The sequence below is a fragment of the Cupriavidus sp. 291-E7 genome (assembly GCF_057798835.1).
The window spans coordinates 30,151-56,480 of the sequence record NZ_JBYOJV010000020.1 but is presented as its reverse complement, the minus strand read 5'-3'; the positions used below and the strand labels follow the sequence as shown (position 1 = coordinate 56,480).

Genomic DNA, 26,330 nt, shown 5'->3' with positions numbered 1-26,330 from the left:
ATAATTATATCGACCTAGTGCCCGAAGTTCGCACTTCGGATCCTCAGTCGCGCCACAGGCCTGCAATTGCAAAGGGCTCGCCGTCGGGCAATCCGATTTGCCAGCGGACGGCTTTGCCCGTTTCCCAGTTGGGTTCGTAGAAAGCCACGCAGGTAACGGTAAGGTGCAGCACATGGACGTGCACACCTGAAGGTACAACGTATGGACATCGGGGATGGAGTTAGGTCCCCAGGCAGGCTGTTGTCGACGGCCTACGGCGGCTAGATTGCGGCGCTTCATGATCAGGTTGAACACCTGCGGCGATGGGTGAGGTATGGCGCGAGGCGCCGACCAGCGCGCTGGGATTCCAGCGGACGATCAGCGGCATGAGCGCCGGGTGATGCCGATGGTGGCGCTGGCATCGAGCGTGCTGCAATAGCCCAGGGTGTCGAACAGCACGCCGCCAACTGTGGAACTCATTGCAATGGAAAGCTGGGCGACGGCCACCATGAGGCCTCCGTCTGCCTCGGCGTGGTGCGGGACGTGCGGGTGATCCAACTCCACCACCCGACGGGAGCCGCCGTGGCTGCCAGACTGCACAACGCCAGCAACGCGATGACGGCAGCGGTCTGGTGGCCAAACGTGACCAGCGCCAGAGCGATGGCGGCCATCAGCGATGGGATGCCAATGAGCGTCATATAGAACGCGCGCTTCAACACGATCCCGATCAGCATGGTGCCGACGACTCCGGCGATGCCGATTGCCAGCAGCATCAGGGGCAAGGTCGAAGCATCGACCCGCGTCACGGTTTCGAGGAATGGCCTGATGTAGGTGAACAGCGTGAACTGCCCGGAGAAGAACGCACCAGCCGCCAACATGCCGAATGCCACGACAGGCTGCCGCAGATGCGTGAATACATTGCCCGATCCTTCACTATGGGTCACCGGCATGGCGGGCAGGCTGATCCATTGCCAGGCGAGCGCGAGCAAGGCAACCGGCACCAGGCAATAGAACGCCCCGCGCCAGCCAACGATCGCGCCCAGATAGCTGCCGAGCGGTGCGGCCACGACTGTGGCCAGTGCATTGCCGCCGTTGAAGACGGCCAGCGCCCGCGGTACCTGGTGCGCCGGCACCAGCCGCATGGCCGTGGCTGCCGACATCGACCAGAATCCGCCGACGACCACGCCGATCAGCGCGCGACCGGTCATGTAGGCGAAGTATGTCGGTGCCACCGCGATGATGGCGCCAGACAATGCCATGACGCTTGTGAAGCCGAGCAGCAGGGTCTTGCGGTTCATGCTAGCCGGCTAGCACCGAAATGAAAAGGCTCGTCACGACGGCAAAGGCGCCGGAGATCGCGATGCCCTGGCCTGCCAACCCTTCCGTGACATGCAGGTCTGCCGCCATCGGCGTCAGCAGGCTCACGGGCATGAGCTACGATGCGATCAATGCAAATACACAGACCGTCATCGCGAAAACGCCGCTCCAGTACGCCCGTGGGTGGGCAGGCTGATGCGCAGGAGGGCTTTGGGGTGCAGCGTCGGGCTGTATGGAACCGGGGTAGGGAGGGCGGGCCGCCGCTTGATGCAAAACTGTCTTTTCCATGGCGATATCTTCGCGGTGAATGGCATGCGCGACTAGCTCATCAACGCTGGATGCCGTTATGAACTGCACTCATGAAGCGCCCATGGCAGACTCGGACTCCAACGGTCTGGCGGAGAAAACCGATTGATGAGCCAGATTCATGACCGTATGCGTCAATGGCGCGTAATCGCGCCGCGTTTCTCCGCTACATCCGGCGAACTTCCGCCACGTTTCTGCCCATGACATCGCTCAAGATCAACGGCCAGGTCCATGAAGTCGACCTGTCCCCCGACACTCCATTGCTCTGGACCCTGCGCGACGCGTTGGGCTTTACCGGTACGAAACTCGGATGCGGCATGGCTCTGTGCGGGCGCCTGTACTGTTCATGTCGATGGACAGGCAGTGCGCTCCTGCGTGACGCCGATATCCGCATTGGGCGATAAGCCTGTGCGGACCATCAATCGATGGATGCGGATCGTGTCGGCAAGGCCGTGCAGGACGCATGGGAAGAACTGGGCGTGGCGCAGTGCGGCTATTGCCAGGCCGGCCAGATCATGACCGCCACTACATTGCTCGAAGACAATCCGAAGCCCACCGACGCACAGATCGTAGCCGCGATGAGCGGCAACCTTTGCCGATGCGGCGCCTACACGCGGATCAACGCCGCCGTGCGCCTGGCGTCGTCACGGCTTTCAGGCAGCAGGATGAGAGCCAAGGCATGACGCGCACCGACATGCAGCCGTTGGAGCGACCGGCGCGCCGCCGTCTTCTGCAAGCCGGAGCAGCGTTTGCGCTGTCCGTGCAGTTTGGCGGCCTGATTGCGAAGGCCGATGCCGCCGAAGCGGCAAAGAAGTTCGGCGCCGCGTCGATGCCGGGCGGTGTCGTGGACAACCCGCTGGTCTTCGTATCACTCGCCCGTGATGGCACTGTGACCATTGTCGCGCACCGCGCCGAGATGGGCACCGGCGTGCGGACCAGCTTGCCGATGGTGGTGGCCGACGAGATGGAAGCCGACTGGAGCCGCGTGCAGCCAGAACGTGGACGGCTCGCACAGCATGAGGCATTTCCTGGCGCCGATGCGCCGCGTCGGTGCAGCGGCTCGCCAGATGCTGGAGGCTGCCGCCGCCGCGCAATGGAAAGTGTCGGTGACGGAGGTACAGGCGCGCAATCACGAAGGCATTCACCTGCCGAGTGGCCGTCGGCTTGGCTACGGCGAGCTGGCGGATGCCGCCATGCGGCAACCGGTGCCGGCACACGATCAGCTCCGACCCAAGGAGCCCGATGCGTTCCACTATATCGGCAAGGGCAAGATCGTGCCGACCGATAGCCGTGCCATTGCGCAGGGCAAGGCCACCTACAGGATCGACGTGCTGCTGCCGGGCACGGTCTACGCGGTCATCGCGCCTCCGCCGGTCTATGGCGGCAAGCTGCGCAAGGTCGATAGCACCGACACCATGAAGGTGCCCGGTGTATTGCGCGTGGTGAAACTGAAGGGCTATGACGGCCCGCCGCTGTTCAACCCCGTCGGCGGTGTCGCAGTGGTTGCCACGAATACCTGGGCGGCAATGCAGGGCCGTGCCGCGCTCAAGCTTGAATGGGACGATGGGCGAACGCGAGCTACGAATCGGCTGCCGTGCGCTCGAAGCTGCGGCGCGTCAGCCGGGCAAGGCACTGCGCAATGACGGCGATGCCGTTGCAGCGCTGTCGGCCGGCAATGGTCAACGCAAGGTCTCCGCCGAGTACTACATCCCGCATCTTGCACACGCGCCGATGGAAACACCGGTGGCTACTGCGCGCTTCGTTGAGGAAAAATGCGAGAGATGGGCGCCTTCGCAGGCACCGCAGGGCGCACTGGAGAGCGTGGCGAAGCATGTCGGGCTTGATCCCAAAGACGTGACGGTGCACTTGACGCTGCTGGGCGGCGGGTTCGGCCGCAAGTCGATGGCGGACTTCATCTCCGAGGCAGCGCTCGTCTCCAAGGCGATTGGCGGCACGCCGGTCAAGCTGCAATGGACGCGTGACGACGATAGCCGCGTGCGCCATCCACCCGGTAGCGGATGGCATCGATGACGATCTTGAGGGCGCGCGAAGACTGGCGGCGGCTTGGATAGAACGCGTGGTAGCCGGGGAAAGTCGGGGACCAGTCTTCCATCACCCGGACCAGGCGTCCCGCCTCGACTTAGGGCCGGACCAAAGGCCAAGGGAGGAACGTTAGTCCGAACCTGTCCAGGGCGGCATTCAGCATCCGGTTGACGCTGTTGCAGATGACCTGGCCCCCCACGCGCGCTTGCAGCTTCTTGGCACCCTTGGCCAATTCCCAGGCATAGAGGCCGCCGCTCGTTGAAAGTCGCAGGTTGATGCACCGGTGGGCCAGGAGATCGCGCGGTGTCGTTGGCGTGTCGCGGCCCTTGAAGTACGCAGGCGCGCCGACGATGGCCATCTTGACATCGGGGCTGACGCGCACCGCAATCATGTCCTTCTCGATCTGGTCGCCAAAACGCACGCCGATGTCGTACCGCTCGCCGACGATATTGGTGAGACCATAGTCGACGGTCAGCTCGACGTTCAGGTCGGGATATTGCGGCAGCACCTTGGCGAGTCGGGGCCAGATGATGGCGTCGATCGGATGGTCGACGGATGTGATCCGGAGCGTGCCAGCCGGCCGCTCGCCAAGATCTGCGACGGCCGAAAGGTCAGCTTCAATTTCCTCGAACTTTGGCCCCAGCGACTGGATCAGCCACTCGCCGGCATCGGTCCTCGACACGCTACGCGTGGCCCGGGTCAGCAGCCGTACGCCCAACCTGGCTTCCAGGCTGCGAATGGTATGGCTGAGCGTCGATTGGGTGACGTCGAGCCGGGCGGCAGCGCGCGAGAAACTGCGTTCCTTGGCGACGGTGATTAAGGCAAGCAGATCGTCCAGGTTATGGCGGGGCATGGGGCGCGCTTTCTTTTGCGACAGGGCCAGTCAGTCCGCGCGGGGCGGACTGCGGCCTGTATGGAGCTATGAAGGTGTTTCATGAATGCCTCCGCTGTTGTTCAGTCCGAAGCGCGCCATGCGCAAGCATTCTCATGAGGAGATCCGAATGCATCGTTTGAGTCGAGTCGCCGACGGTCTGCTAGGCGCCAAGGGTTCTTCAACCTTTGGCGTTTTTGTTTTGCGGAGGGCAGAGCAGCGCGGGTGCATATAAAGTCGTGCGGCGGTTGTTCATCCCACGGCGAGAGAATGCTCTCTGCTTGGACACTGTCTGGGCAGGCGACCTCTAAGCATGCTGAGCTTGGCTTCCAAGGCGCGTGTCTCCCTGCATGGCCGCCAACACAGCCACGTCGGATTCAAAGCTGCCGCCGCGTTCGCGAGATCTTCAATATCGGAGCGAGCGAGTAACAAGCGCTCGCGGGTAATCAGCGCCTTTCACAGGCGCGAAGCGTTACGTTGGATCCAGGCCTGCAATAGTGAGTCAAGCCACAACCACACTTCTTGAACTTTTTGCCCGATCCATAAGGACACGGGTCGTTGCGCCCAGTCTTCTCGAACTGATGAGGACGAACGGGTATGGCCTTGACAAGATAGCGCTCCTAGCACTTGTGACATTCGGCTCTTGGCCCCCGTCACGCGATAGGAGCAACTCGCGTGAACTCTCGATAATCGAATGCGCATCCTTAAATGCTTAGGACCCACAAGAGCAACGTGGTGGCGACAACATAGGCCAAAGTCCGTCGAATGACGAATTTGCGAACCTCAATTTTTGTCGGTCGATATTACTCGATGTATCATCCTTAACAAGCCATTTTTGCATAGCTTTATGAAGCGATCTTCAGTGAAAAGCAGTACGTCGAAAATCCGCATCGTCTTCTTTCCGACGCACTGCAATCCTGCTCATTACTAGACGATGAAAACACCGTTTCTTATCACGCTATGATAAGGAAACCAACGTGACTTAATCCTGTTGCCGTTAAAAAATTCCGAATCGGGTTTCTGTGAATTGCTTCATCAGCGCATCCGATAATCCGAACAATGGAAACAAAGCCGTGTTTCTTCGCACTAGCTCGTGGTTATCCGAACGAATATGGAAGTCTCCTGCATGAGTCACGTCGTTACCTGTTCCTAGCGGGATGTCGACGTTTCGGCGATTCTGGATTTTCACCATAACCATGCGCATCAAAGTCACAGTCCGTTCCAAAGATTCGGAGGCTTCCACCCATCGGGAATCTCCCGGTGTTGCTATATCCTTCAAATAGCTATTTAAGGTGGAACAAGCTTCCGCGCACTGCTGAACTGCCTCAAAATTTGCCCCCAATTCAACAAGTCGATCAGCTTGTTCGTCGAGCAGTGTTAAGAAATCATTGCTATTTGATTTATCAGTCAGCCCCGCCTCCGCGGATCGGGTAGAAAGAACGAATTGATTAGTTAAAGCCGTTAAACCAGTGACTTCTTCCAGTGGAGGTGTTTCAGTATTGGAGATTCTGTTAATTTGATCGGCTTCCTTTTTCCGTCCCTGTTGAATAAGAAATTGCTTAGCGACATATCGTTCATGAGACCTTATTTCAGCGCGAAGCGCATTCTCTTCCGTAATCGCATTTTTATATTCTCCTTTTAAGAAACGTAGGAGAACAAACGTTGGGTCTGCTTCCAAAATTTTGTCGAACTTATTTTCCGCCTCGGTCATTTTTTTTAAAAATAGATCATATTTTTCCAATGCTTCTTTTGGATAATTGTAGTCCTCTCCAGCCCCCACAGTGTTCATATTGAAAATCCAGCGATCCTCGAGCTTTTTCAATTCTCCAGATAGCCATATTTTTTCTCTAACGCTCTTTTCCAGCAGGATTTTTTCAGCATCCGTTAGCGAAGCATTCTCTGAGAGATTCTGAAGATCTGATATTGTCCCATCGAGGGCATATATTTCTTGCTTGAAATCACGAGAGCCGCTTTTAAGATGCTCATCGTAGATAATATTCAGAGCAATGTTTTTCTCATATTTGGCTTCTGCCAGGAGTTTCTTGTAATCCTCGTTATTTTTGTTATGGCGAATCCGCTCGGGTATCAACGGCTCGACAGTGCGAATCTTCTGTTCGAGATCAGAAATCTTGGACGGTATCGCCGCGAGTGCTACCTTGTTTTTTTGATGTTCCTCCGAGGCTACATCGATTTTCCAATCCTGTGGACGCTTGACCGAGGCTCGCACGCCGTTCCCCAAAGGCAGAAAGCGCTTTTCTGGGATAGCATCAAGATTATCTGCCAAATAGTGATCCTCCCCTTCAAAAGAGCGGCCAGAGATTCCTTTACCGTTTCCGCCTCGGCTTATTGCTAAGCTTTCTTGCTCTTCTTTAGATAAGTTCGTCGTGATTTGGTGACGAATTCCCGCTTGACCAAAGATATGTGCGATAAGATCCTGTAACCACATGAGAAATGTGCGCGTTTGCTTTTCCCCCATCAATTCCTTCACCACTTCTGATACACCGGTGTGATGCCATGAGCTAATCCGACTTGCGAAAATTGGGGCTCCTTTGGGGGTGGTCTCTTTTGTGAAAAAAATTTCATAAAGCACATCGGTTTGCAAATAATTAGCCGAAGGACTACGCATAAGACTACGCGTACTCGGTCTACTTTTAGCTTCGTGCCATTCAGAGGACTTATGAACCTTTATTCCATCCTCGCAAAGCCGAATATTTATTGACTGTTTACTAGGCGAACCAAAAACAAACTTATCTGTGCAGTTTTGGACCGCACGAACATCCGCCGACAAATACTCAGGCGTAGTTATGGTTTTGACAAGACCAAGAGCGATTTCTTCGGCATCCGGATGATCAGGGAAAGATTTCGATATTTTTTCTGTTAATATCCGAACAATTTCAACCCCCTTCTCATAGTCCCCGATGTTTTCATTGGTTCGAATAATCTCCAAGTCAATTGTTTCGCCATCTACAAGGAGGTCAATATTTTTGTTGACGATATTTTTGTATATGTCATCGTACCGAATAAGCTCTCCAGCCGGTTTTTTCTCATGAATTTCCTGAGACAGATAATTCATTACTTTAAGGGGCCCGCGGGCCATGTTTTCTGTTACGGTATATACCATTACTCTCTCGAATTTAATATATGAAATAAATTACCTATAATGCATCCTCGTCATTGCCAAAACGAATGCGATCAATAATCGTACAGATTCACTATGACAATCTGTGAGAGTGTATCCAGACCAGGCCATAAATTTTGTGAAAAATCCGTTCGATCTGTAGAAAATTGTATTGCATTCTTTGTTGCCTTGAATAACTTAAATCTAGTAGGCAATCATTTATTCGTACGATGCTTCTATTTTGAATTTGCTAAAAACTCTGAGATAAACTAATGGATTGGAATGGGAAAAAAGAAGTAGCTTGAGTCACAGGAATCAGAAACGCCCGACATTGATTTGGTGAGTATAGTTTTTGCGTGACTCCTTCTTTTTTGAGGTCGACGACCTCATGCGCCACGCAAAATTGAATAGCTTATGCCCGGCTCGGTTTGCCATGCAAGCTCAGGAACCGCCATTGAGGCGGGGCACACATTTGGGGGATGGGTCCCTATATCTTTCGTCAATCACTAGCTGATTTCGGTTGATACGAGGCGCCATCACGCAGCATGGCGAGATGTTGTGCGCACGTCGCCGCGCCAGTACAAGGGCCGAGAGCCCCGTTTCGGATCTTGTACTCGTACGGACCCAATCCCAATGAAGTGTTCGACTGGCGCAAGTAATACTAGGAAGGAATGCCGCGAGCGCAGGTGGAGAGGTAATCCCAGCCTCGCAGTACGCTGCAGCGATGAAGGTAGAGCGTGTCGGGACGGCCTGGAAATTGCGCCGCCATAGTGATTCCCACGTGATAGGATGGGAGTCAAAATGGAGGTAAGGTCCTGTGGTGGGGATGGGATGTGCTCAGAAACGGCTAAATACGAGGGGTATGGGGTGGGTGCCAGTGCCCCGTCCAAATTTCGATGCTGAAGCCATCGATGGCGCCAGCCGGCACTCCCCGGGGACCGGTCCATCTCGGAGTTGCATGTCTCGGCAGCACCGTGCAGACTATTGCTCCCGACTGCATCCAGACCCCTCAAGAGAGACCCTGCGCGAAGGCGATGAGAGGCGCAAGCAGCCAGAAGATATTTTCGACTCCAAGCAATGTGCCATCGCGACAGGCAAGGCCGAGACCAAACAACTCGAACTGTGAACGAAAGAACTCCACCGATTAGAGCGCGCTCCGATAAGGATTGGACTTGCTGCGCGCGTACTGTCTGAGTCGGCACAGCGCAAGCCATTGCCCTTGCATCCCCCGTGCGAGGTCCAGGTTTATCTGCCCGCGTCTGCGGGGCATTGCGCAGACGCGGGCTCCGATTAAACCTGTGGGTGAAGACGTTGCCGAACAATACGACTATATGCGGAGCCATTGAGCCTACATTCCTCTCCGCAACTCAATCGAATTGATTTTTAATATTCCTCTGGCGGGCCATCATTACGAATTAAGCGCCCCCCAACGGTATTCCGTTCGCTTACTCCGGACTCGGCGTCTTCGCCCCCGCACGCGACAATGAACGGAATAAGAAGAAATGAAAGAAGTAGCTTCGCCATTGATCCTCCTACATTCTACTTTTAAGAATGTCGAGAACGGCGCCTGTTGGTTGCGCTGGCTCCAGTCGCATACCATTCCACCACATAGCTGTGTTCCATGACCAAACAGCAATACCTTTGAAGTTCTTGTCCGACCGAATGCTGTCGATCTCTTCGAGAGCCGCTGTAACATATTCGACTTGGGACGCTCCAGTTGGACCGCCTGACGAAACCCATTCAAATTCATGAGCTGACGCGGCAGCGGGAATAGCAAGTTGATACGGGATGTTCTTGTCTTTGAGCTTTCTCAACTCGTTCCGCACAAGCTCTCGGAATGCCTTCACGTCCGTGAGTTCCCCGCCCTTCTTTTTTTCCTCTAAGTCATAAAGGGAATCAACAATATAACCGTTACCATACTTTTTGAAGACGTCGATTACATCCGCTGTAACGTCGTCAGCGAAAGTAAAAACGCTAAAAACCCGGCCGTTGGGGTGTGCGTTGTTGACGCATCCTAGCGGGTCCACGCTTTTTGTGGGGTCGAATCTACCGGAAAAGTTTTCCGCGATACGCGTAAAGAAGTGTTTTTGACCGACTCCCTGATAACTGCCGCCTTTCCCGGTGAAGCTGAATGGCTCGATATCAAACTGTACTCCATCAATATTATTATCTGCGCATATGATTTTAGACGTCATATCGGCAAAATGACGCGCATCAATTTCGCTTAATGTGTTTAGATTATCAAGATAGTCGTACTGACCGTTTTTTTTGCTATCAACGCGGCCGTCGATGGTCACAATGACACTCTTCACGCCGAACGATTTTCTATAGTATTGCGCACTCTTGAAACCACCACCCGCTAAATTATTATACCAATAACCCCAGTTGTTATTCTTCTTGGAGATGGTTGTTGGTGGATAATAGTTTATTATAAATGAGTTCGGAGTGCAGCTTGCGCTCTTATCGGACTCTCCCGAGCCGGCGCAGTACATCTCTATATTTCCACCGTAAGGAAATATTTGCGAAATTCTTCTTTCAGGGGGAGAGGATTGATTGAATTTAGAAATATCGTCAACAAATCTACCAGCCTGACCATCAATATGTTTCCCGTCAGCAGTATAGTGGGCATCATATACCCACGCCCCATTCCCAAAAGGTATTTCGGCTGAAGCGATTCCACATATACTGAAAGACGAAATTGCTAAATATGTCGCAAGTGAATTCTTAATAAGCATTAGAAACTATCCTTGTTTAGCTAAAGAAAAAATATAGGGCGATCAGCTTTTCTGGCAGCATATTTGATATGCTGGAATCCTTCTATAGAATTTCTTTCATTTCTATAAAAATAGTGACGCGACCACACATTTTCACCATGACTATTAGCAATAGCATTGATTAATTTGTAGCCTTTTCAAGGCCGGAATACAACCGGCAAGAGGTATCTAGCAGATTGCCAATTTCCTGGCTTCGGCAGCTTTTTGATGCCGTGGCCACGGCGGTGGCGGCCATCTGCCCACCGGAAGTGCAAATTGAGCAAGGGAGGTTTCGGCGGATATTGCCGGCGCATGCGCCGGGCAATGGTGCGTGGAGCAACGCTTGGCGGGGGCGCAACTCGTGCGCGTGCTTAGACTGTATGGATTACGGTCACTGTTGCGACAGGCGATCTCCGTCGATCTGCGCCAGACCCTTGCTGGAAGCGTATGTGGCTCATGAAATAGATAGCCACGTAGCCCGGGGGCCGACCACCACGTGATCGCGGTCGTCGCGTTTCGTGGATACCGCCTATCGCGATGGTCTCTGTCCCCACATCCTTGCGACGGATGTTCTCTATGTAAAGGCCTGACCGCTTAGTAAGCCACTTGGTGAGTGCTGAGCTATAACCGGGGGTTCACTCTGGCAAAATGTGTGGCACTCATCAAAATCTTTACTAAGATTGCCTAGTCGTTCGATACGTTCCGCGCGACGGCACAATCACAAATCACTGGAAACGCAAATGAAAAAAACCATACTGTGCGGAGCAGCGTGCTGCTCCTTGTTGGCGACTGGTTCATCATTTTCACAGTCGCCGCAAAAGACCGTTATGCCAGCTAAAATGACCTGTACCGAATTCGTGGCGCTAGAGGATGTCTATAAGCCGGCCATTATATATTGGGCGACAGGCGTCGATGGAATTGGCGTGCGTGAGACAGATCAGTTGACCATCGAGACAGCGCATCCTGTTGCGCTAGATGTCATTGAGCAATGCAAGAAAACCCCCACTGTGAAGATTTCTGATGCTGTTAAATCAATGGCACAACAAGGAAAGCTCAGGATTTTCAAGGGAAATTAGTCTCAATCATCAAGTGTGTTTTGTTCTGTATTAATGGTGCGGTATATCTGTGTCGACGCCATCGATTCCCGATACGACTTCTGGAACATCAATCGCGGCGATAGCCTGGACCCAAGAGTCCATTACTCTCGCACGAAAAGAGTGGGCGTTAAGCCCACTCGCTTAGATGTTACGTACCTCACCCGAGCTTCGGCGCAGGGGACGGGCCGACTACCATTGTTCTCCCCTTTATAGCTCCTTGATTGAGAGCCATAAAATGGGCCGAACTTCCTATCTCGCCACTGTGGCTTGGGTCACAGCCTTTATTCGAAGAGGGAGCTTCTGTTTTTTCCGGCATTGTGAACTCGAAAATTATTGCAGATTGACCTAAAAGGTATGTCCGTAGCATCTCCACAAACTGCTCCCATAAGCTCGGGAGCTTATCCATTCCTGCCAGGTGAGCAACTAGTTGCTCGCAAGTGCCTGTGTGGTTCCAGGAGCCAACGTCTAGGCGCATTACGTGCCCTAAACTCGTTAGTCGCTGATGGTTAAACACACACTGCAAGTCCGTCTTAAGCGCATTTGTCTGCTCGATGGCAATTATCTTGCCAGTGGAATCAACGGAGTAGCATTTATCCCATTCTGACGTTTTGTGTACGACAATCTCGTCGCAATTTCCTGTTGATATGTTAATAAACTCGCGAGTTGGTGCTGGCATTTCAAATCGAGTCCCATTAATCTTTGAATTTTCGGTGGTGGCATTTACTGCTCTTATGTCATGACTCATGCATCCATCAGGAGAAGTTATCTCTTCTATAATTTTTCTTGCAATCGTTGCGGAATTCTTTTCTTTGGGGATCGTGCCAGCAAGCTGCTTTGTCAACGTATCCACAACTTCCTTTCCTTTATCGGCGTCGGAAATGGACTCCTCACTGAGAAGCCAGCTGAAATCGACCGGAATCCCGTTAACTTTTATTTCTTTTCTATTAACGGCAACATTATAGTAGATTTTTTCATAGTCCTCCTTGCTGCATGGAGTTTCCGTGGTGCTGTTACAAATTTCCAAAAGCGCATTTGTGATTCTCGGTGAGGCCGCCGTTTGGGTGGTCATGCTTCCGTTAAAGTATGGCATATTGATAGAAGTATAGGTTTAGCTATGTGGAAAGATTCTTCAAAATACTTATTTGTTTAATGCCGGGAACCCGGCAAAAGCATGATATGCCAAAATCTTGGGACCTTTTTAATAAAGGTGCATTCAATACAAATTTCTCTTACTTCCCTGGGTGCTCGTGAGTAGTACGTGCTAGTTTTCTGTCGCGTGCGACACTACACGTTCGTGCGCGTGGCTGGCGCTGGAACTGAGTAGCATTAATGACAAGGCTTAGTGCCGACTGGAGCGGCCCCTGAAGAGCCGCACACGGTTTCTACCTTAAAATAGCGGGTAGGGTGCGACATGAAGCATGAGGTCCGGGCGACCGGGTGCAGTGCATGCTCGTTTCATCATTGTCCAACCGTCAAATGGTTGTCCTTTGCGGTAGTGGACCCGTCGTGCGACCGACGGTAGCGCTAAGAGCGCGTGCGTTGCTGGTAACGGTGAGGTGCGAAGCCGCTCTGACGATGAAGTCCGAAAGCGTGTAGTGCTGTGAAGTACTTGCACGGAAGCTCCGAGCGGCACCGAGGTTGAGACGCTAGGCTGGCTGATAAGGGCAACACATGTGAATCGCTGATAAACGTCGTTACTATTGAAATACCAAAGCTGCCGATAGGCATTGCCCAAAAATGGAATGTGGCAGGATATCGTTCTCCTACCACGCGATACGTCGCCAATCGAGCAACCGCCGAAGAGGCTGGCCCTAACTCAGTCGTGTGATGGTGCGGGAACGTGGTAAGCCCGTATGGTTGCCGTCAGGCAGGCTGACCGTAAGGAAAGCTGTCGACCGTGCGGGTATGAGAAGGCGGAAAAAGCGAAGGCCGTGCCGTAATGGCACGGATAGGGGCTGCAACATTGCCCTGCGCGAAAGCGAGCAGACTTCTGCCGGGTCCTCGGGCGCAGAGAATTGGTCTAGGTTCGAAGAGGGAGAGCATGGGAGAACGCCGTCTTGGTGTCTGCCCCTTCGGGGCTCGCATTGAATGACGACCCTTAATCGATGCGCCGGCTGGATACTAGCCGGCTGTTTAGTTATATGCAGTTTCGTGAGGGCTTGAGCCGTATGCGAGGAAACTCGCCCATACGGTTTTTAGGGGAGGATGCGCAGGCAACGGCGTGTCCTTACGGTCGGGCAAAAAATGGATAGCGCGCTCGCCATTATTGCCGGGGGACGACCTGTGAAGCAGGGGTCTGTGATGTCCTCGGCGTTGCGTGCTCAAACGTCACGGTGAGGCGCGCACGCTCGGCAGGTTGGCAAGATGGGCGCAGGGCCGTGCAGACAGACGACGCGGAGTTGGTGACGGAGATCCAGCATGCCGTCGCCGATTTGCCGAGCTACGGCTACCGGCGCGTTTGGGGCTTGATTCGCAGCCAGCGTGAGGCGCGCGGCATTGGCCGGTGAACGTGAAAGGCATTTACCGGGTCATGCGTGTTCACGGCCTGCTGCTGCAACGCAGACCGAAACGTCCCCCCATCACACGACGACATGACGGGCGGGTTGCTGTGGCGCGAAGCAACCAGCGATGGTGCTCCGATGGCTTCGAGTTCCGGTGTGAGAACGGCGAGCCATTGCGGGTCACCTTCGCGCTGGATTGCTGCGACCGGGAGGCGATGAGCTGGGTAGCGACCACGGGCGGCTAAACCGGGAACGATTGTCCGCGACGTTATGCTTGCGGCTGTGGAACATCGGTTTGGCAATGTCGACGCGGCGCCCGCATCGATTGAATGGCTAAGCGATAACGGCTCGGGATACATTGCCCACGAGACGCGCGCGTTTGCCCCTGGCCTCGGGCTCAAGCCGCTCACGACGCGGGTATGCCGTCCTCAGAGCGATGGCATGGCTAAGAGCTTCGTGAAGACGATGAAGCGCGATTACGTTGCCTTCATACCCAAGCCGTACGCTGCGACCGCTGTTCGTAACCTGGCGGCTGCGTTCGAACATTACAACGAGAAACACCCACATAGCGCGTTGAAGTATCGCTCGCCTCGCGAGTTCAGACGCAAAGCGGAATCATCAACCTTGGTGTGACGCCCGGAAGCACGGGGGGCAAAACCAATGCAGCTCACCCCCAAAAAATTGGAAATACAATCGAACTCCGCACTTCGCCTCGCCCGGAGTTTGGTGCAGCCGTAAGCGAACTGAACAAGTATCTCCGGTGGTGGCACGTGCTGACGCGCGACATGCTAGGACGCCCCGTCCCAGCGGACAGACCGGCCACGCGGTGCTATCGCCCGACTGTGCAAAGCGGTGAAGCAAGGCCACAATTCACGACTCATGCGATGGAAGTGGAGGTGTCCTGGAAAGCTGTGGAGTCGCGCACGTGATTTACTACGCCCTAGTACGGGGATTGCTTAAGAAGGCGTAGCGCTAGGCGACTGATCGCTCCGATATTGAGGAGATCAGAAGATCCGAGGCCTTTTGAAGAGCTGCGGCGAACGCCGGTACGCAGTGCCGCTCCGATGTCTTTTCGCCGTGACGCATGAGCCACGTTTCTCTGAAGCTGCCCTGGCTAGCCGAACACAATGTGATGCATTGTTTCGAAAACGCGTTTCCAGCGTTGACGAGAACCGCTGAACGACAACGCTTGCGGCAATATGGGAGAAAGCCCTGATTGTTTGCCCCGTTCCCGCACAGCACATCGCACGTCTGAACTCGTGCGGAGAGCGGAAATTCAGGGAGCTATGGCGGTGCTGCTCGTTGTAGTGCTCAAAGGCAATGGCCAGATTGCGAACGGCCGGCTCGGCGTCAGGTATCGGCATGAAGGCGATACAGTCGAGCTTCATGGTCTTCACGAAGCTCTCGGCCATCCCGTTGCTCCACCGAGGAAATCCTGCGTTTGCACCCGCTTGGGCGCAATTTTGGACGGGAATCAATGTGCGCGTCTCACGGCGCCAGCCCTCATTCTAAGCTCACTTACGAACTCTACATTGAATGGGCAGTTCACCCTATCTGCCTCGATTGGGGAAAATACCTCATAGTAGGCTTAGTACACAGGAGCAAGAATGTTGAAGGCCTTTGAAAGTGACAACGAGTTTAGTTTCCTAAAAAATCCGTTGTTACCCATCCAGACGGCATGCGTTGGTTCCAGAAAAGTAACAAGAATTCTCTTGATAGACCCACAAATCATCGTAAGAGATGGATTGAAACTTTTGCTTCGCGAATCGTATGCGATCGTAATCGGAGAATCATCTGACGGCGGCGAAGCAATCGAACTCTGTTCCCGACTACGTCCTGATATAGTTGTTATGGACCTTGTTTTGAAGTCTCTGGACGGGATTGACACTATACAAATACTACGTCGTAAAAATCCTTCGTTACGGATAATAGTTCTATCAAGTACATTATCCGATATTCAGGCTGCTGAAGCTATTAGAGCTGGGGCCAACGGATTTGTTTTGAAGCAAAGTGGAGCAGCAAAGCTTATTTCGGCAATAAGTGTTGTCCGGGGTGGCGAAAAATATATCGATTCCGCTATCCACTTCCCTGAGGTTGAAGGTAGATCTTCGCCTAGAACTCATGAAATGTCAATTTACTCCGGCGAAAAACTAACAAATCGGGAGCGCCAAATTCTAAAACTTATCGCGGAGGGTAGAAAAAATCGGCAAATTGCGGAGCAGCTATTCATCAGCATCAAGACAGTTGAAACGCATAGAACAAATTTAATGAGAAAGCTCAACGCGCACAACATCGCAGAACTATCGATTTTGGCTAGGCGATTTGGATTAATTAGTGTTTGAAAAATTTCAATATTATGTTTTACCGGTGAAGTATAAAATGTACTGCCATTGCCGTTTAAATCGACGGTCCGAAATGTTGGCGTTGTTGACCTGCTCCCCGCGTTTAGTACCGTGACGATGTAGAGTCCGTTCCCGGGAGGAACGGTCATGAAGAAGCGATTCACCGAAGAATAGATCATCGGCGTGCTGAAGGAAGCCGAGGCGGGCCTGAGGCCCGCGGAGCTTTGCCGCAAACACGGCATCTCGGAGGCCACGTACTACAACTGGAAGGCAAAGTTCGGCGGGATGACTGTCTCCGACGCGCAGCGCCTGAAGGAGCCGGAGCAGGAGAACAACAAGCTCAAGCGCCTGCTTGCCGATTCGATGCTCGACAACGTGGCGCTGAAGGATCTGTTGTCGCGAAAATAGTCAGCCCGCAGGCCAGGCGCGAAGCGGTCCAGACGTTGGTGGCCGAACGCGCTATGGGTGTCACCCGGGCCTGCGGGCTGGTAGGGATTTCGCGCTCGCTGTTTCACTATGAATCGCGTCGCCGAATCGACGACGAGGTGCCGCCGTCGAACGCACGCGCTTGCCGATAACAACTGGCCCGAATCAGAGTTGGTCGATGGACTTCGTCTCGGATGGACTGGCGCACGATCGGCGGTTCCGGTGCCTGAACGTGGTGGATGACTACACGCGCGAATGCCTGGTTATCGAGGTGGACACCTCATTGCCGGGCCTGGGGGTGATGCAGGTTCTTGAGCGGTTGAAGGAAGCGCGCGGCTTGCCGGCGTCCATCACGGTGGACAACGGTCCGGAGTTCGCTGGTAAGGTGCTGGATGCGTGGGCCTATGAGGCAGGCGTTACGCTCTCGTTCACGGGCGGGCAAGCCTGTGGAGAATGCTTATATCGAGAGCTTCAACGGTCGGCTCCGCGACGAATGCCTGAACGAACACTGGTTTGTTTCGATGCGTCACGCCAAGACGCTGATTGAAGATTGGCGCAATGAGTACAACACCGAGCGGCCTCATAGCTCGCTCGGCTACCTGACCCCTGCGCAATTCGCTCAGCGGCAGACAGAGTTTTTAACCCTGGACTCTAGTTGCTCTTCGTACGAAAACCGGGGGCAGGTCATTGTCAGCACTCGAAAATTCTATTCTGAGGATTTATGTATGAATGAATATAAGTGGAACATCACATCGCGGTGCCAAGCCAACAATTCCGTCACCGGCACTTGGGGATGTCAAAGTGGCCGGTTCGCGGTCCAAACAAGACCTGTATGGTGTGTTCGGCAAGTGGCGCGTCATGGGTCGCGGCAATCGCTGCGCACCGTCATCAATCAGCATCTCTGGGCTTCAGTTTTAGCCCTCTCCTGCGCGCAGCTCAGCGCTGCGCCCATGATGAAAGGCGGGCGCCCCTAGCGGCATCCAGCGTGACAAATCACAATGCCGCGTTTCTACTCAGCAACCGCGCGAGCAGATTGTGCTCGGCGTCTAAAGCGAGTGCAAGCGCAGTTTTTCCATCTCGACGCACCAAATCTACTATGAGTCTCCTGTCTGCGATTAGCATGGAAGCTATGTTAAGCTGATCAGTCGACGACGCAATCATCAATGCAGTCATACCGTTCCTCAAAGCGATATTCGGATCGAGATCTGGATGTTTGAGAAGTTCTCTTACAATTAGTGGATAATTATGCTCTACGGCAAAAATAAGGGCCGTCCTTCCTTCCTTACATTGTAGATTTGGGTCAATACGGCGATCCTGAAGCAACTCTCGTACGACTTCAAGTCGATTCAAAATAGTTGCTTCGATTAGCGAAGTGCAGCAGCTTTTTAATCCATGATTGGGGTCTATGTGGTGCTTTTCTAAGCAGGATCTTACGCGATGGAGCGGGCCATATTTTATAGCAATCGCCAAGGCAGTTACGTCTCGCGAATTATTCGAATTAGAATTCACTTCCGATGATTCTGGAAGTGAGTCGCTGAGGGTGCGATCGACAAGTTCTGGATTGTGATGCAAACTGCATTCAGAACATCCTTTTCGCCTCCTCGACATATGTTGACTATATATTCCTGAATATATATCCATTATAGATATTCCATATCCAAGAGTCTTGAATGTGAATTATTTATATACATGGAGTGGTCATCCGTGGGGTCATGGCAAACCATATTGCCATTGGAGCGCGACGTCCAGCATCGCCCTGCTATGTTGGTCGCTACCTAACACGCATTGAACAGCGAAAACTCGCTCCAAAACCCAAATCTCTACAATCGATTTCCGCCACGTTAGCAAATATTTTTGTGGCCCGCCCTAGAGGATTCGAACCTCTGACCGCTCGCTTAGAAGGCAAGTGCTCTATCCACTGAGCTAAGGGCGGTTTAGATTGCATAGACGCAAATAAAAGTCTACGAAGCCACTGGGGGTAGAGCGTACTACGTTAGCAACCAATTTGCATGTGACAAATGAGCGTATCGGCGCAATATCTACAACAATTGAAGATTTTCGCTAGCGCTCAACCTTATCAGTAGCTAATATTTATGCATTCAAATTTCGATATGAAGAATTGTGTAGGAAACTAGCTTATTGATCAAAGGGCCTCTAGCTCATGTGTGGTTAGAGCAGTGGACTCATAATCCATTGGTGCCGTGTTCGACTCACGGGGGGCCCACCAAACATCACGGTAGCCCGGGAGAAGTTCTTTGGCTGGCTGCAGGGACCACGAAGGTGCTATTTCGAGCGCTGCTTTCCCCGTCGTGCGCGCTTGCCACAAAGTCTGATTGCGCCAGATATGGCGGAGTCGCACTGTCAACACGGGCTGACGCGACGCTGTGCGCTCGGCATTGGTTGATCGATCTCCGATACTTCCCAATGGCTGCAATATTTCGTATCGATGAGCCTCCTACTCCGCACCGGCTCTCAGTTAAAGAATACGCGAACGTTTCGACGTCCGGCAAAGCTGTGAGCCGTGGGGCGCCGACTAGGAAACGAACTGGGCATGAAACGCTGTAGGTGCGTCTATGGACGACAAGACGGAATTCCGGCCAGCTCCGGTGTCAGCCGTAATTGGGTTGTATCGATCTAGCTGTCCAACTGCTACGACATCCATACTCGACTTTATGCCTTGCAGTTTTGCGATCAGGGTCGTCACGTGTTCGATTCAGGCATCGAGGAACCGAAGAACCAGTGCCAAGTTGACGTCGAGATCACCTTCGAAATGCGTATCGACTGGCGCAAATCGACACCTTCAAGGATTGTCGAGAGTTGGATTTGGACTCACGCACACAATGTCGCAACGTTGATGCGGCGACGTGTGCCGACCGTGGCCTATCAACTGTTAAAGGCATGCTCGCAGGCATGCCACGCGCGCAGCCAGTCAGGCCCTTGCCCGCGGACAATCCTAGGATCATCATGTGTCGTCACATGTCAGAACGACACGTAATGCATCTAGCTCACCAGAGGCGCTACCACCTCCGCATTCAAATTATGAAAGCAAATCGGTGCGTGACGGGGACAGCCCTAGGCTGCCTTGTGACGCCGCAACTCGGAGGCGATGGTCGAGTTTAGCGCGTGCTCCATTACCACGCCTGTGATCGATCACGCTAGCTGGCTTACGTTGGAAGGGACCTGCTCCCGAAACTCTTTGGGCTGGTAGCTGCCGGCGTCCTCGTGCTTGCATATCGATTTCCTCCAGATCAGGCGGGGAATCAGAATGAATGTGCATTCGCACCTGACAGACCGAGCCGCGACACGCTTCTGAACCTCAACAGCCCCGCGATGAGGCAAATTCATCGTTCGGGGTTACGAGCATCCGTCTTGTCGACGTAATGAGGAAAAATCTTTACACGAGAGCTCTAACGCTCGCCTTCGTCACGATCTCGAAATTTAAGTAAATGTGAAGCGCCATCAGCGAAACCCTGCTTCCTCACCGTGCCGCCGGCCGTAAAGTAGCCGTAGACAACAACGAGATTCTCCGTACCCCCTCTGGAATACGAGTGCCAGGTAAATCTTTGGGAATATTTTAACGTTATTCGAATATTATTTCACTGAAAAATAGCCTAAAGGGCGATGTCAAATTATGACAATATTTTGATATTATCTAAAATAAATTTCTGATACATATGCTACCGTGCCAGACGACGACTATATGGTCGCCTATTTATATGCAAGAATAATTTCCGTCATGTGATTTACGTATATATTTTACGCCTAGTAATATCTGGGCGTATGTCGCCATACATTTAAGAAATATCGATCAAATATATCTAACAAAAATATTATACCCACAAAACATTCTTTTAGAATTTGGAGATAGAAGTAAAATGGATCCAGCTTCGGCAATTTTAGCTATCAATTCCGGCGTCGAATATAAAATCAACGAAGTCGCGAAATTCAACTTCAAGTTCTTGGGCGTGTGGGCCACTGTCACCGTTGGACGAGTCGCTCATTTTGCCACCAAGCTAGTTTCGCACTTTGGTGAACTAAAACCACCGGAGGCAACAATGCGGATCTCCGAACGGGGACTCTCAATGCTCGCTGGCGTTATGTCGACTATCCAGGCCGTCGCGGGAGCGACAGCTTTTTATAAAGCGATAAAAGAGTTCTTTGCAGCACGCAGCTCGAGCGATGCCCGTCCTCTTGAAGAGAGGTTTGCCGCGGTAAGAGAAGCATTCAAAAATAAACATTTAACCATCAGAGAAAATGAAGCGGATCTCCAACAAAAATCATTGGATTCATTTTTGACATCTGAGCTATCCCACAAAGACATCGACGTAGCAAAGAGGAATTTCAAGGGCCACTGCGTGACATTTTTCCGCGACACCCTATTGCAGTCCGGCAACGCCGCTTGCGCATTCACCAAGCAAATATCGACGTTTTTTTCGATCGCCGTGAACGGAGCCGCGTTGTCCATTGCGGGCCCAGCAATAGTAACTGCAATAGGCGGTGCCCATATTGTGTCCGGAGTGTTGGCGTATAGAGTAGCAAAAAATAGTGACGAAGCTAGTAAGCAAGTACTTTCCAAAATAGCAGCGTTAGACGGATCTCTCAAGAATATATCTCAATCGTCTGAGATCACAAAGAAAGTACACGACGAATTGGTATCCAGAAAGGACTTGCCAACCTTCTTTCAGGATCATGTAAGACGAAGGAAGTACGAGATGCATATGACAAAGAGCGAGCTTGACATGTCTGTTTTGAAATTATCACAGTCATTGCTTGGTCATAGTAAGGCCAATGAAACGAAATCATCAACCGATCTTCAAGTCGCTAAAAATAGACTGGTGTACGGCGCAATTTCGACCGTATTCGGTGGATGTTCGTTGGCCCTAGTTTTGCTTGGGATTGCGAATCCGCTCGTTGGTATTGCGATAGGACTGGGCGCCTCAATCTTAACAGCAATATGGCTTATCTATTCCTCTGCCAGAAACAAAAATAACTCGTTGGTCGAGATCCCGAAGAATAACGAAAAATCTCAATGCATTTCGGAAACGATTGAGATGCTACGGGATAGGCGTGACGAGAATGCCCTGTCCAGGAAATTTATAAAATCGACTCTTGTCGATTTAGGGATTAATCCTTTATACCTTAGAGCCTTCAAGTTGGCGCAATTGACGGGCGTCGCTTCTCTGCAAAGAAAATCTGAAGAACTACTGGCTAAGAAGATAGATAACCTTATTTCTGGAGATGGCGCTAGAGCGAGATTTGCAGAAAGGTGATGCCATTTAAATAATGGCGAGGTAGCCGACAATACAAGTGATTGATTAAATATACAAGTTTGCGTTGCATATGAACGAATTTTTGACGAGCTTTGGTCGGATAATAGGACTTTCTGAATTGTTTTTCGATCGAGATGGCTTGTGCCATATTTTAGTAGACGAGATATATCCCGTTGTTATCCGAGCACATGGAAACAATAACTGCCTGTTAGTGATGAGCCTTCTCACTGAGAATCTTTCAACTGCTATTTCCCATAGTATCTACGCTGAAATGCTTGGGGAGAATTTTCGTTCATTACGAGACGGTGGAGCATCGTTTGGAATGGAATCGTCAAGCGGTATGTTAATACTGTATCAACAGATATATTGTTCCGATATCGTTCCGGGTGCATTAGAAGCGATCTTCTCTAACTATATTTCGATGTTGAGAACCTGGAGCGCACGCTTCACTTGAAATTGGCTGCGAGGACTCTTAGTCCGTTGCTAGCTTTAGATAATGATGCTCTCTTCATGTACAAAGTGGACTTTCAGGTGTTCACCTGATCAGAAAAGGCGTCTTATGGTGCGACGATACGGAGATGCAACAAGTAGCGGCGGAGACGATCTGTGGCAATCAAACTATTTATCTTTAGGCGCCCTGGAAAGCTCTTCTGTCAAGATGAGTTTTTCGATCTGCAGGAAGGTGCGTTGGCGTTTGCCCATGCAGATTCTATAGCAGCTGCTGATTCCAAGGATGTCGATTCTTTTGTGTACCGATGCGGGGACTTTCAGATGATCTATAGCGACCTGCATCGCATCACGTCTCACTACAAGTGTTCCAAGCCGTTTTGGACAGAAAAGGTAAAGAGTACAACTATTCCTTTGGAGTCTATGGAGTTGATTAAGAAGCTTGGTGGCGCCGATCCGTTAGCGTTGCTTAGAGTTGTTTATATGCACTGCCTCACGCGCGAGCCGGAATATTTTTCAAGGTTTTTGCATTACATCGTAGATGGAAGTCGAGATCTATTCGAGTTCATCGAGGCCAACAGCCTTCGTCCCTGGTCGGCAGCAACGTACGCGAAGGCACTCGGAATATCAGTTCGCAAGCTAAATATGGTGTTTTCTGAAAAATTCAATATGTCCGTTAAGGAGTGGTTAATTGAATGTCGACTGAGAAATGCGCGTAAATTAGTGCTAAACACATCGATGTCATTTTCTGACATTGCTTTTGCTAGCGGATTTAATAGTCATTCACATTTTAGCTCTAGTTTTCGAGCTCGTTTTGACTGCAGTCCAAGTCAATATCGACGTATTTCTGATCTTAGATAATCGCGAGGAAGTGTTATGTCAAATATGGATTTGTTAGGTTACTTGGATACTAGCGTCAAAAGTAGCCAGCGAGAGGCTGAGAGCGCAATGAAACAGGCTGCAACTACGGGGGAGACGATAGATTATCTTGCGGCCCAGGAAAAAGTAAACGACACCCAGAGGAAAACCAATGCATATTCGGGAATGATGAAGGCGTTGCATGACATGCAAATGAAAATCATTTCCAATATAAATTGAAGAATGCTTGGCACTGAAGAAAGAAAATCGATTCTAAAAATAATACTTTGCGCAGCAAAACACGGATTATTTCGTGAGCTTAAAATATTGTGTGAATCCATTGATCTCCTGATCTACGATGAACTCGATCGTGTTTTGTTTATTGCGTGCATTCTCATAGAAATTCGAAAATATAGAGAAGCCGTCTTAATGCTTTCCGATGTCACCGGGGATGACGCTAAAAAAATGTCAGAGATGGCAATTTATCTTATGGAGCGTGACGATTCGGGAATGAATTTCTGCGAGATTAATTTTGAATTAGTTGAAAAACTGTGTTGCAAAAGATTTGCAAAATATTGATATAAATGGGCGCTGAACATATATATTTATAGGCGGTTCTGCCGAAATCACAACTTCACGAAGGATTTGACCAATGGTTTCTGAAACGAAAGCTTATTCGATACCGTTCATGAATGTAAATGGCGTCGATGATTCGGCCGGCTATTCTGAGGCGGATCAGTTCGCTGCGCTAATGGTTGCGAAGGCACCAAAACCAGAATCGATGCTCTTGTCTGAGATGCGGCAGAGCGCGGAAAGGGGGGGCGCCTTGCTGGAAGCCGTCCGGCGTACAGATATGGATGGTCCTAATGGATTTGTAGGCGTTCAACAACTGCTTGATACCGAGTCCACCTATCAGGGTCATTTGCGATCCATGACGGTGCTTTCAAAAATACTTGGTTCTGCAGCAATGGGGATTAATAAATTAACGTCGATGTCATGATTCATCGTGGTGCTCGTTGGTTGGTTATTGCTTGCGCTCTTTTTCTTGGTGGATGTAAGGTTGTTTTGTTCTCGAACATCTCCGAGGCCGAGGCAAATGAGATGATCTCCCTATTAATGCTGAACCATATCGAAGCGCAGAAGGTCCAGGAAAAGGGAGGGTTGATTACCATTCGAGTAAACGACGATGCTTTCGTGTCCGCTGTTGAGGTCTTACGCTTGAATGGCTTACCCAGGAAGAAACGCCTAGTAATGGAGGACCTGTTTCCAGCGAATCAGCTAGTGACGTCACCCTCCCAGGAACGAGCCAAGATTCAACTGCTCAAAGAACAGCAGATTGAAGGAATGATCTCGGTAATGGACGGAGTGATCAGTGCGAGAGTCGCCATTGCTGAAAAGACCGACGAACATGGGAAGTCGATGACGAGGCCTTCTGTGGCTGTTTTCGTAAAGTATTCCCCACTCATAAATCTTTTGAATTATGAGATGCAAATTCGCAGTTTGGTCGCGGAAGGTGTTCCCGGTGTTGAGCCCAGCGAAATCAGTGTCGTGATGCAGCCCGCAGACATTCGTTACTTGGATACGAAAGTAAAGCAGGGACCGTCAGCCTGGCGCTCCTGGACAAAAGACCATGTGACGCTAGCCGCCATACTTGGGGCGGCCATTTTTATGGGACTGTGCGTGGCTGTGTGGCTACTGGTCACAGTATCGCGCAGGAGTACTCGTAGTGAAGTCGGCGATGCGTGAACTTCCGGCCAATGTAGTGCTAACGCCGGAGCTTCAGCGGTTGCACACATTGGCGTGGCACCCGGGGAGATCTCTACATGAATCCTGGTGGGCGGAGCTGGGGCTTGAAGGATGGCAGGAAGATTATAGGATGCATCCTGGTTGCAGACGGGAGCTTGACACACTCATCGTCCGAAGACGCGGCTTCCCTCTTACAGCATTACCGGCCGCTCTTAACGTCGATCAGGCTCGCCTGATCGGTCTTGAATCGCGCTTGCCAAAGTTGTTGCCAGCACTTGGATTTTGTGCACTTGGCTCTCCTGAATATATGCTGCTTCGGGGGTTCGGCGATCGGTTGAGGAAGATGTTGGGGAGTCAGTCATGCGAACAGCTTGCGATATTGGTGCCGGTAGGCGGCATTGAAACGCCAGTAGACGTTGACCGACATTCATCGAGGTTGCTGGAAATTGGGTGTGCGTGGCTAAACCGCCAGCTTGGTGATTGCCCAGTATGGCAGGCCCTAGCGGGGTGTTTCCCGCTCCCTCACCCAGATACTAGCCTGATTCCCGATTCCCACCCGCTGCCGTTGCTATTCAAGATGGATAGAATTTTATGAACCCATTTCTTTTAAAGGTTCCGCATTTACACGTCGAATCAAGTTCGATTTCTGGTGTTATAAACCGGGATAAATTTGAAAAAATTTTTGAGGCGGTCGACATACTGAGGTGCGCCCGTATCCGGGCCGCAAGCATCCTACGAAAAGCACGCGAACGTCAAAGGGAGATAGTCAGCGAAGGACATTCTCAAGTCTGTGCACATGTCCATGAGGCGACCACTGCCGCAATTTCTGATTCCATACATTGGCTGATGGATGCTCATGATCTAGAGATGAAACTAGCTTCCCGTGTGGAAAAAATGTGCTGCGAATGGGTCGCTGATGTGGTCAGACAATTTGCCGGTGAAGCCAGTCGAGCCGACCTAATTTCCGCGAAAATCAGGACGTGTATAAACGAGATGTCTGCCAGAGGCGCGTTCTCGGTACATATTTCTCCGCTCGACTTTGAGGAGGTAGTGCGTTCGTTTCCCGATGACATCTCATTTGAGATAATTGTTGATTCCAATATCGATACGGGTACGGCAATTTTAGAAAATAAGTTTGCCAGAATAAAAATAGATATTGAGAGCCACCTCAGTCGATTATTGAGGTCTATTAACGATTTTCCAAGGCTAGACAAATAGTTTTTTTGAATGCCATCTAGCATCGATTCGATGCGCGC

At 51.6% G+C, this 26,330-nt stretch carries 19 protein-coding genes, 2 tRNA genes and 6 pseudogenes; 17 read left to right on the top strand and 10 right to left on the bottom strand.

Features of this window, described 5'->3' with window-relative positions:
- Positions 1–357: 357 nt before the first annotated feature.
- Positions 358–1,449, bottom strand: a pseudogene (locus AC3FLX_RS27245) (MFS transporter).
- A gap of 353 nt (positions 1,450–1,802) precedes the next feature.
- On the opposite strand from AC3FLX_RS27245, the pseudogene AC3FLX_RS27240 reads away from it, so the two are divergent.
- Positions 1,803–2,285 (top strand): annotated as a pseudogene (locus AC3FLX_RS27240) ((2Fe-2S)-binding protein).
- 185 nt (positions 2,286–2,470) lie between these two features.
- Here the strand turns inward: AC3FLX_RS27240 and AC3FLX_RS27235 are convergent.
- Positions 2,471–2,620 (bottom strand): hypothetical protein, encoded by a 150-nt coding sequence (locus tag AC3FLX_RS27235; RefSeq protein WP_488700452.1) that lies wholly within the window; start codon positions 2,618–2,620, stop codon positions 2,471–2,473.
- Between AC3FLX_RS27235 and AC3FLX_RS27230 the strand changes: the two genes are divergently transcribed.
- Positions 2,619–3,245, top strand: a complete 627-nt coding sequence (locus AC3FLX_RS27230) for a hypothetical protein (protein WP_488700451.1) — start codon at positions 2,619–2,621, stop codon at positions 3,243–3,245. The genes AC3FLX_RS27235 and AC3FLX_RS27230 overlap by 2 nt on opposite strands.
- Positions 3,166–3,633 (top strand): molybdopterin cofactor-binding domain-containing protein, encoded by a 468-nt coding sequence (locus AC3FLX_RS27225; RefSeq protein ID WP_488700450.1) that lies wholly within the window; start codon positions 3,166–3,168, stop codon positions 3,631–3,633. Before AC3FLX_RS27230 ends, AC3FLX_RS27225 begins: the two co-directional genes overlap by 80 nt.
- On the opposite strand, the pseudogene AC3FLX_RS27220 reads toward AC3FLX_RS27225, so the two are convergent.
- From AC3FLX_RS27220 to AC3FLX_RS27205, 4 genes and pseudogenes are all read right to left on the bottom strand, one after another.
- Positions 3,563–4,498: pseudogene (locus tag AC3FLX_RS27220) on the bottom strand (LysR family transcriptional regulator). The gene AC3FLX_RS27225 and the pseudogene AC3FLX_RS27220 sit on opposite strands and share 71 nt — an antisense overlap.
- 464 nt (positions 4,499–4,962) lie before the next feature.
- Entirely contained in the window at positions 4,963–5,115 is a 153-nt protein-coding gene (locus AC3FLX_RS27215; RefSeq protein WP_488700503.1) for an SEC-C metal-binding domain-containing protein, read from the bottom strand.
- Between the two features lie 398 nt (positions 5,116–5,513).
- Positions 5,514–7,637, bottom strand: a complete 2,124-nt coding sequence (locus AC3FLX_RS27210; RefSeq protein ID WP_488700449.1) for a hypothetical protein — start codon at positions 7,635–7,637, stop codon at positions 5,514–5,516.
- A 1,529-nt stretch (positions 7,638–9,166) separates the two neighbouring features.
- Entirely contained in the window at positions 9,167–10,369 is a 1,203-nt protein-coding gene (locus AC3FLX_RS27205; protein ID WP_488700448.1) for a hypothetical protein, read from the bottom strand.
- A 758-nt stretch (positions 10,370–11,127) separates the two neighbouring features.
- Between AC3FLX_RS27205 and AC3FLX_RS27200 the strand changes: the two genes are divergently transcribed.
- Positions 11,128–11,463, top strand: coding sequence for an HdeA/HdeB family chaperone (locus AC3FLX_RS27200; protein ID WP_488700447.1), 336 nt, complete (start codon positions 11,128–11,130; stop codon positions 11,461–11,463).
- A gap of 178 nt (positions 11,464–11,641) precedes the next feature.
- On the opposite strand, the gene AC3FLX_RS27195 is transcribed toward AC3FLX_RS27200, so the two are convergent.
- A complete protein-coding gene (locus tag AC3FLX_RS27195; protein ID WP_488700446.1) occupies positions 11,642–12,553 on the bottom strand; it encodes a hypothetical protein in 912 nt (303 codons plus the stop codon).
- A gap of 1,075 nt (positions 12,554–13,628) precedes the next feature.
- On the opposite strand from AC3FLX_RS27195, the pseudogene AC3FLX_RS27190 reads away from it, so the two are divergent.
- Positions 13,629–14,618, top strand: a pseudogene (locus AC3FLX_RS27190) (IS3 family transposase); the annotation flags it as partial.
- A 614-nt stretch (positions 14,619–15,232) separates the two neighbouring features.
- On the opposite strand, the pseudogene AC3FLX_RS27185 reads toward AC3FLX_RS27190, so the two are convergent.
- Positions 15,233–15,406: pseudogene (locus tag AC3FLX_RS27185) on the bottom strand (integrase core domain-containing protein); the annotation flags it as partial.
- A 186-nt stretch (positions 15,407–15,592) separates the two neighbouring features.
- Here AC3FLX_RS27185 and AC3FLX_RS27180 point away from each other — a divergent pair.
- Together AC3FLX_RS27180 and AC3FLX_RS27175 are read left to right on the top strand one after the other, a co-directional pair.
- Complete coding sequence (locus AC3FLX_RS27180) at positions 15,593–16,327, top strand: response regulator (RefSeq protein ID WP_488700445.1); 735 nt, start codon at positions 15,593–15,595, stop codon at positions 16,325–16,327.
- Between the two features lie 174 nt (positions 16,328–16,501).
- Positions 16,502–17,376: pseudogene (locus AC3FLX_RS27175) on the top strand (IS3 family transposase); the annotation flags it as partial.
- Between the two features lie 370 nt (positions 17,377–17,746).
- Here AC3FLX_RS27175 and AC3FLX_RS27170 read toward each other — a convergent pair.
- Together AC3FLX_RS27170 and AC3FLX_RS27165 are read right to left on the bottom strand one after the other, a co-directional pair.
- Positions 17,747–18,361: an ankyrin repeat domain-containing protein gene (locus AC3FLX_RS27170; protein ID WP_488700502.1), complete on the bottom strand. Its 615-nt coding sequence runs from the start codon at positions 18,359–18,361 to the stop codon at positions 17,747–17,749.
- Positions 18,362–18,610: 249 nt separating this feature from the next.
- Positions 18,611–18,686: transfer RNA gene (locus AC3FLX_RS27165), tRNA-Arg, on the bottom strand.
- A 215-nt stretch (positions 18,687–18,901) separates the two neighbouring features.
- Here AC3FLX_RS27165 and AC3FLX_RS27160 point away from each other — a divergent pair.
- The 10 genes from AC3FLX_RS27160 to AC3FLX_RS27115 all read left to right on the top strand — a co-directional run bounded on the left by AC3FLX_RS27160 (position 18,902) and on the right by AC3FLX_RS27115 (position 26,292).
- Positions 18,902–18,980, top strand: a tRNA-Ile gene (locus tag AC3FLX_RS27160).
- Between the two features lie 1,648 nt (positions 18,981–20,628).
- Positions 20,629–22,023, top strand: a complete 1,395-nt coding sequence (locus AC3FLX_RS27155; protein WP_488700444.1) for a hypothetical protein — start codon at positions 20,629–20,631, stop codon at positions 22,021–22,023.
- A gap of 70 nt (positions 22,024–22,093) precedes the next feature.
- Complete coding sequence (locus AC3FLX_RS27150) at positions 22,094–22,477, top strand: CesT family type III secretion system chaperone (RefSeq protein WP_488700443.1); 384 nt, start codon at positions 22,094–22,096, stop codon at positions 22,475–22,477.
- Positions 22,478–22,629: 152 nt separating this feature from the next.
- Positions 22,630–23,331, top strand: coding sequence for a helix-turn-helix transcriptional regulator (locus AC3FLX_RS27145; RefSeq protein ID WP_488700442.1), 702 nt, complete (start codon positions 22,630–22,632; stop codon positions 23,329–23,331).
- A gap of 15 nt (positions 23,332–23,346) precedes the next feature.
- Complete coding sequence (locus AC3FLX_RS27140; RefSeq protein ID WP_488700441.1) at positions 23,347–23,568, top strand: hypothetical protein; 222 nt, start codon at positions 23,347–23,349, stop codon at positions 23,566–23,568.
- 3 nt (positions 23,569–23,571) lie between these two features.
- The gene (locus tag AC3FLX_RS27135) at positions 23,572–23,907 is read left to right on the top strand and encodes a DUF1039 domain-containing protein (protein WP_488700440.1); all 336 of its coding nucleotides are present in this window, start codon (positions 23,572–23,574) and stop codon (positions 23,905–23,907) included.
- Between the two features lie 73 nt (positions 23,908–23,980).
- Positions 23,981–24,328, top strand: a complete 348-nt coding sequence (locus AC3FLX_RS27130; RefSeq protein ID WP_488700439.1) for a hypothetical protein — start codon at positions 23,981–23,983, stop codon at positions 24,326–24,328.
- A complete protein-coding gene (gene sctJ, locus AC3FLX_RS27125) occupies positions 24,325–25,074 on the top strand; it encodes a type III secretion system inner membrane ring lipoprotein SctJ (RefSeq protein WP_488700438.1) in 750 nt (249 codons plus the stop codon). The genes AC3FLX_RS27130 and sctJ overlap by 4 nt, the downstream gene beginning before the upstream one ends.
- Positions 25,067–25,669 carry a type III secretion system domain-containing protein gene (locus tag AC3FLX_RS27120; protein ID WP_488700437.1) on the top strand — a complete coding sequence of 201 codons (603 nt, stop codon included), beginning with the start codon at positions 25,067–25,069 and terminating at the stop codon, positions 25,667–25,669. Before sctJ ends, AC3FLX_RS27120 begins: the two co-directional genes overlap by 8 nt.
- The gene (locus AC3FLX_RS27115) at positions 25,666–26,292 is read left to right on the top strand and encodes a FliH/SctL family protein (RefSeq protein ID WP_488700436.1); all 627 of its coding nucleotides are present in this window, start codon (positions 25,666–25,668) and stop codon (positions 26,290–26,292) included. The genes AC3FLX_RS27120 and AC3FLX_RS27115 overlap by 4 nt, the downstream gene beginning before the upstream one ends.
- The last annotated feature ends 38 nt before the right edge of the window (positions 26,293–26,330 follow it).

Excerpts from the sequence above, each read along its gene's own strand:
- AC3FLX_RS27230 (WP_488700451.1), top strand. The coding sequence starts at position 2,619 with ATGAGGCATTTCCTGGCGCCGATGCGCCGCGTCGGTGCAGCGGCTCGC.
- AC3FLX_RS27235 (WP_488700452.1), bottom strand. The coding sequence starts at position 2,620 with ATGCTGTGCGAGCCGTCCACGTTCTGGCTGCACGCGGCTCCAGTCGGC.
- AC3FLX_RS27225 (WP_488700450.1), top strand. The coding sequence starts at position 3,166 with ATGGGCGAACGCGAGCTACGAATCGGCTGCCGTGCGCTCGAAGCTGCG.
- AC3FLX_RS27210 (WP_488700449.1), bottom strand. The coding sequence starts at position 7,637 with ATGGTATATACCGTAACAGAAAACATGGCCCGCGGGCCCCTTAAAGTA.
- AC3FLX_RS27205 (WP_488700448.1), bottom strand. The coding sequence starts at position 10,369 with ATGCTTATTAAGAATTCACTTGCGACATATTTAGCAATTTCGTCTTTC.
- AC3FLX_RS27200 (WP_488700447.1), top strand. The coding sequence starts at position 11,128 with ATGAAAAAAACCATACTGTGCGGAGCAGCGTGCTGCTCCTTGTTGGCG.
- AC3FLX_RS27195 (WP_488700446.1), bottom strand. The coding sequence starts at position 12,553 with ATGACCACCCAAACGGCGGCCTCACCGAGAATCACAAATGCGCTTTTG.
- AC3FLX_RS27180 (WP_488700445.1), top strand. The coding sequence starts at position 15,593 with ATGTTGAAGGCCTTTGAAAGTGACAACGAGTTTAGTTTCCTAAAAAAT.
- AC3FLX_RS27170 (WP_488700502.1), bottom strand. The coding sequence starts at position 18,361 with ATGTCGAGGAGGCGAAAAGGATGTTCTGAATGCAGTTTGCATCACAAT.
- AC3FLX_RS27155 (WP_488700444.1), top strand. The coding sequence starts at position 20,629 with ATGGATCCAGCTTCGGCAATTTTAGCTATCAATTCCGGCGTCGAATAT.
- AC3FLX_RS27150 (WP_488700443.1), top strand. The coding sequence starts at position 22,094 with ATGAACGAATTTTTGACGAGCTTTGGTCGGATAATAGGACTTTCTGAA.
- AC3FLX_RS27140 (WP_488700441.1), top strand. The coding sequence starts at position 23,347 with ATGTCAAATATGGATTTGTTAGGTTACTTGGATACTAGCGTCAAAAGT.
- AC3FLX_RS27135 (WP_488700440.1), top strand. The coding sequence starts at position 23,572 with ATGCTTGGCACTGAAGAAAGAAAATCGATTCTAAAAATAATACTTTGC.
- AC3FLX_RS27130 (WP_488700439.1), top strand. The coding sequence starts at position 23,981 with ATGGTTTCTGAAACGAAAGCTTATTCGATACCGTTCATGAATGTAAAT.
- sctJ (WP_488700438.1), top strand. The coding sequence starts at position 24,325 with ATGATTCATCGTGGTGCTCGTTGGTTGGTTATTGCTTGCGCTCTTTTT.
- AC3FLX_RS27120 (WP_488700437.1), top strand. The coding sequence starts at position 25,067 with ATGCGTGAACTTCCGGCCAATGTAGTGCTAACGCCGGAGCTTCAGCGG.
- AC3FLX_RS27115 (WP_488700436.1), top strand. The coding sequence starts at position 25,666 with ATGAACCCATTTCTTTTAAAGGTTCCGCATTTACACGTCGAATCAAGT.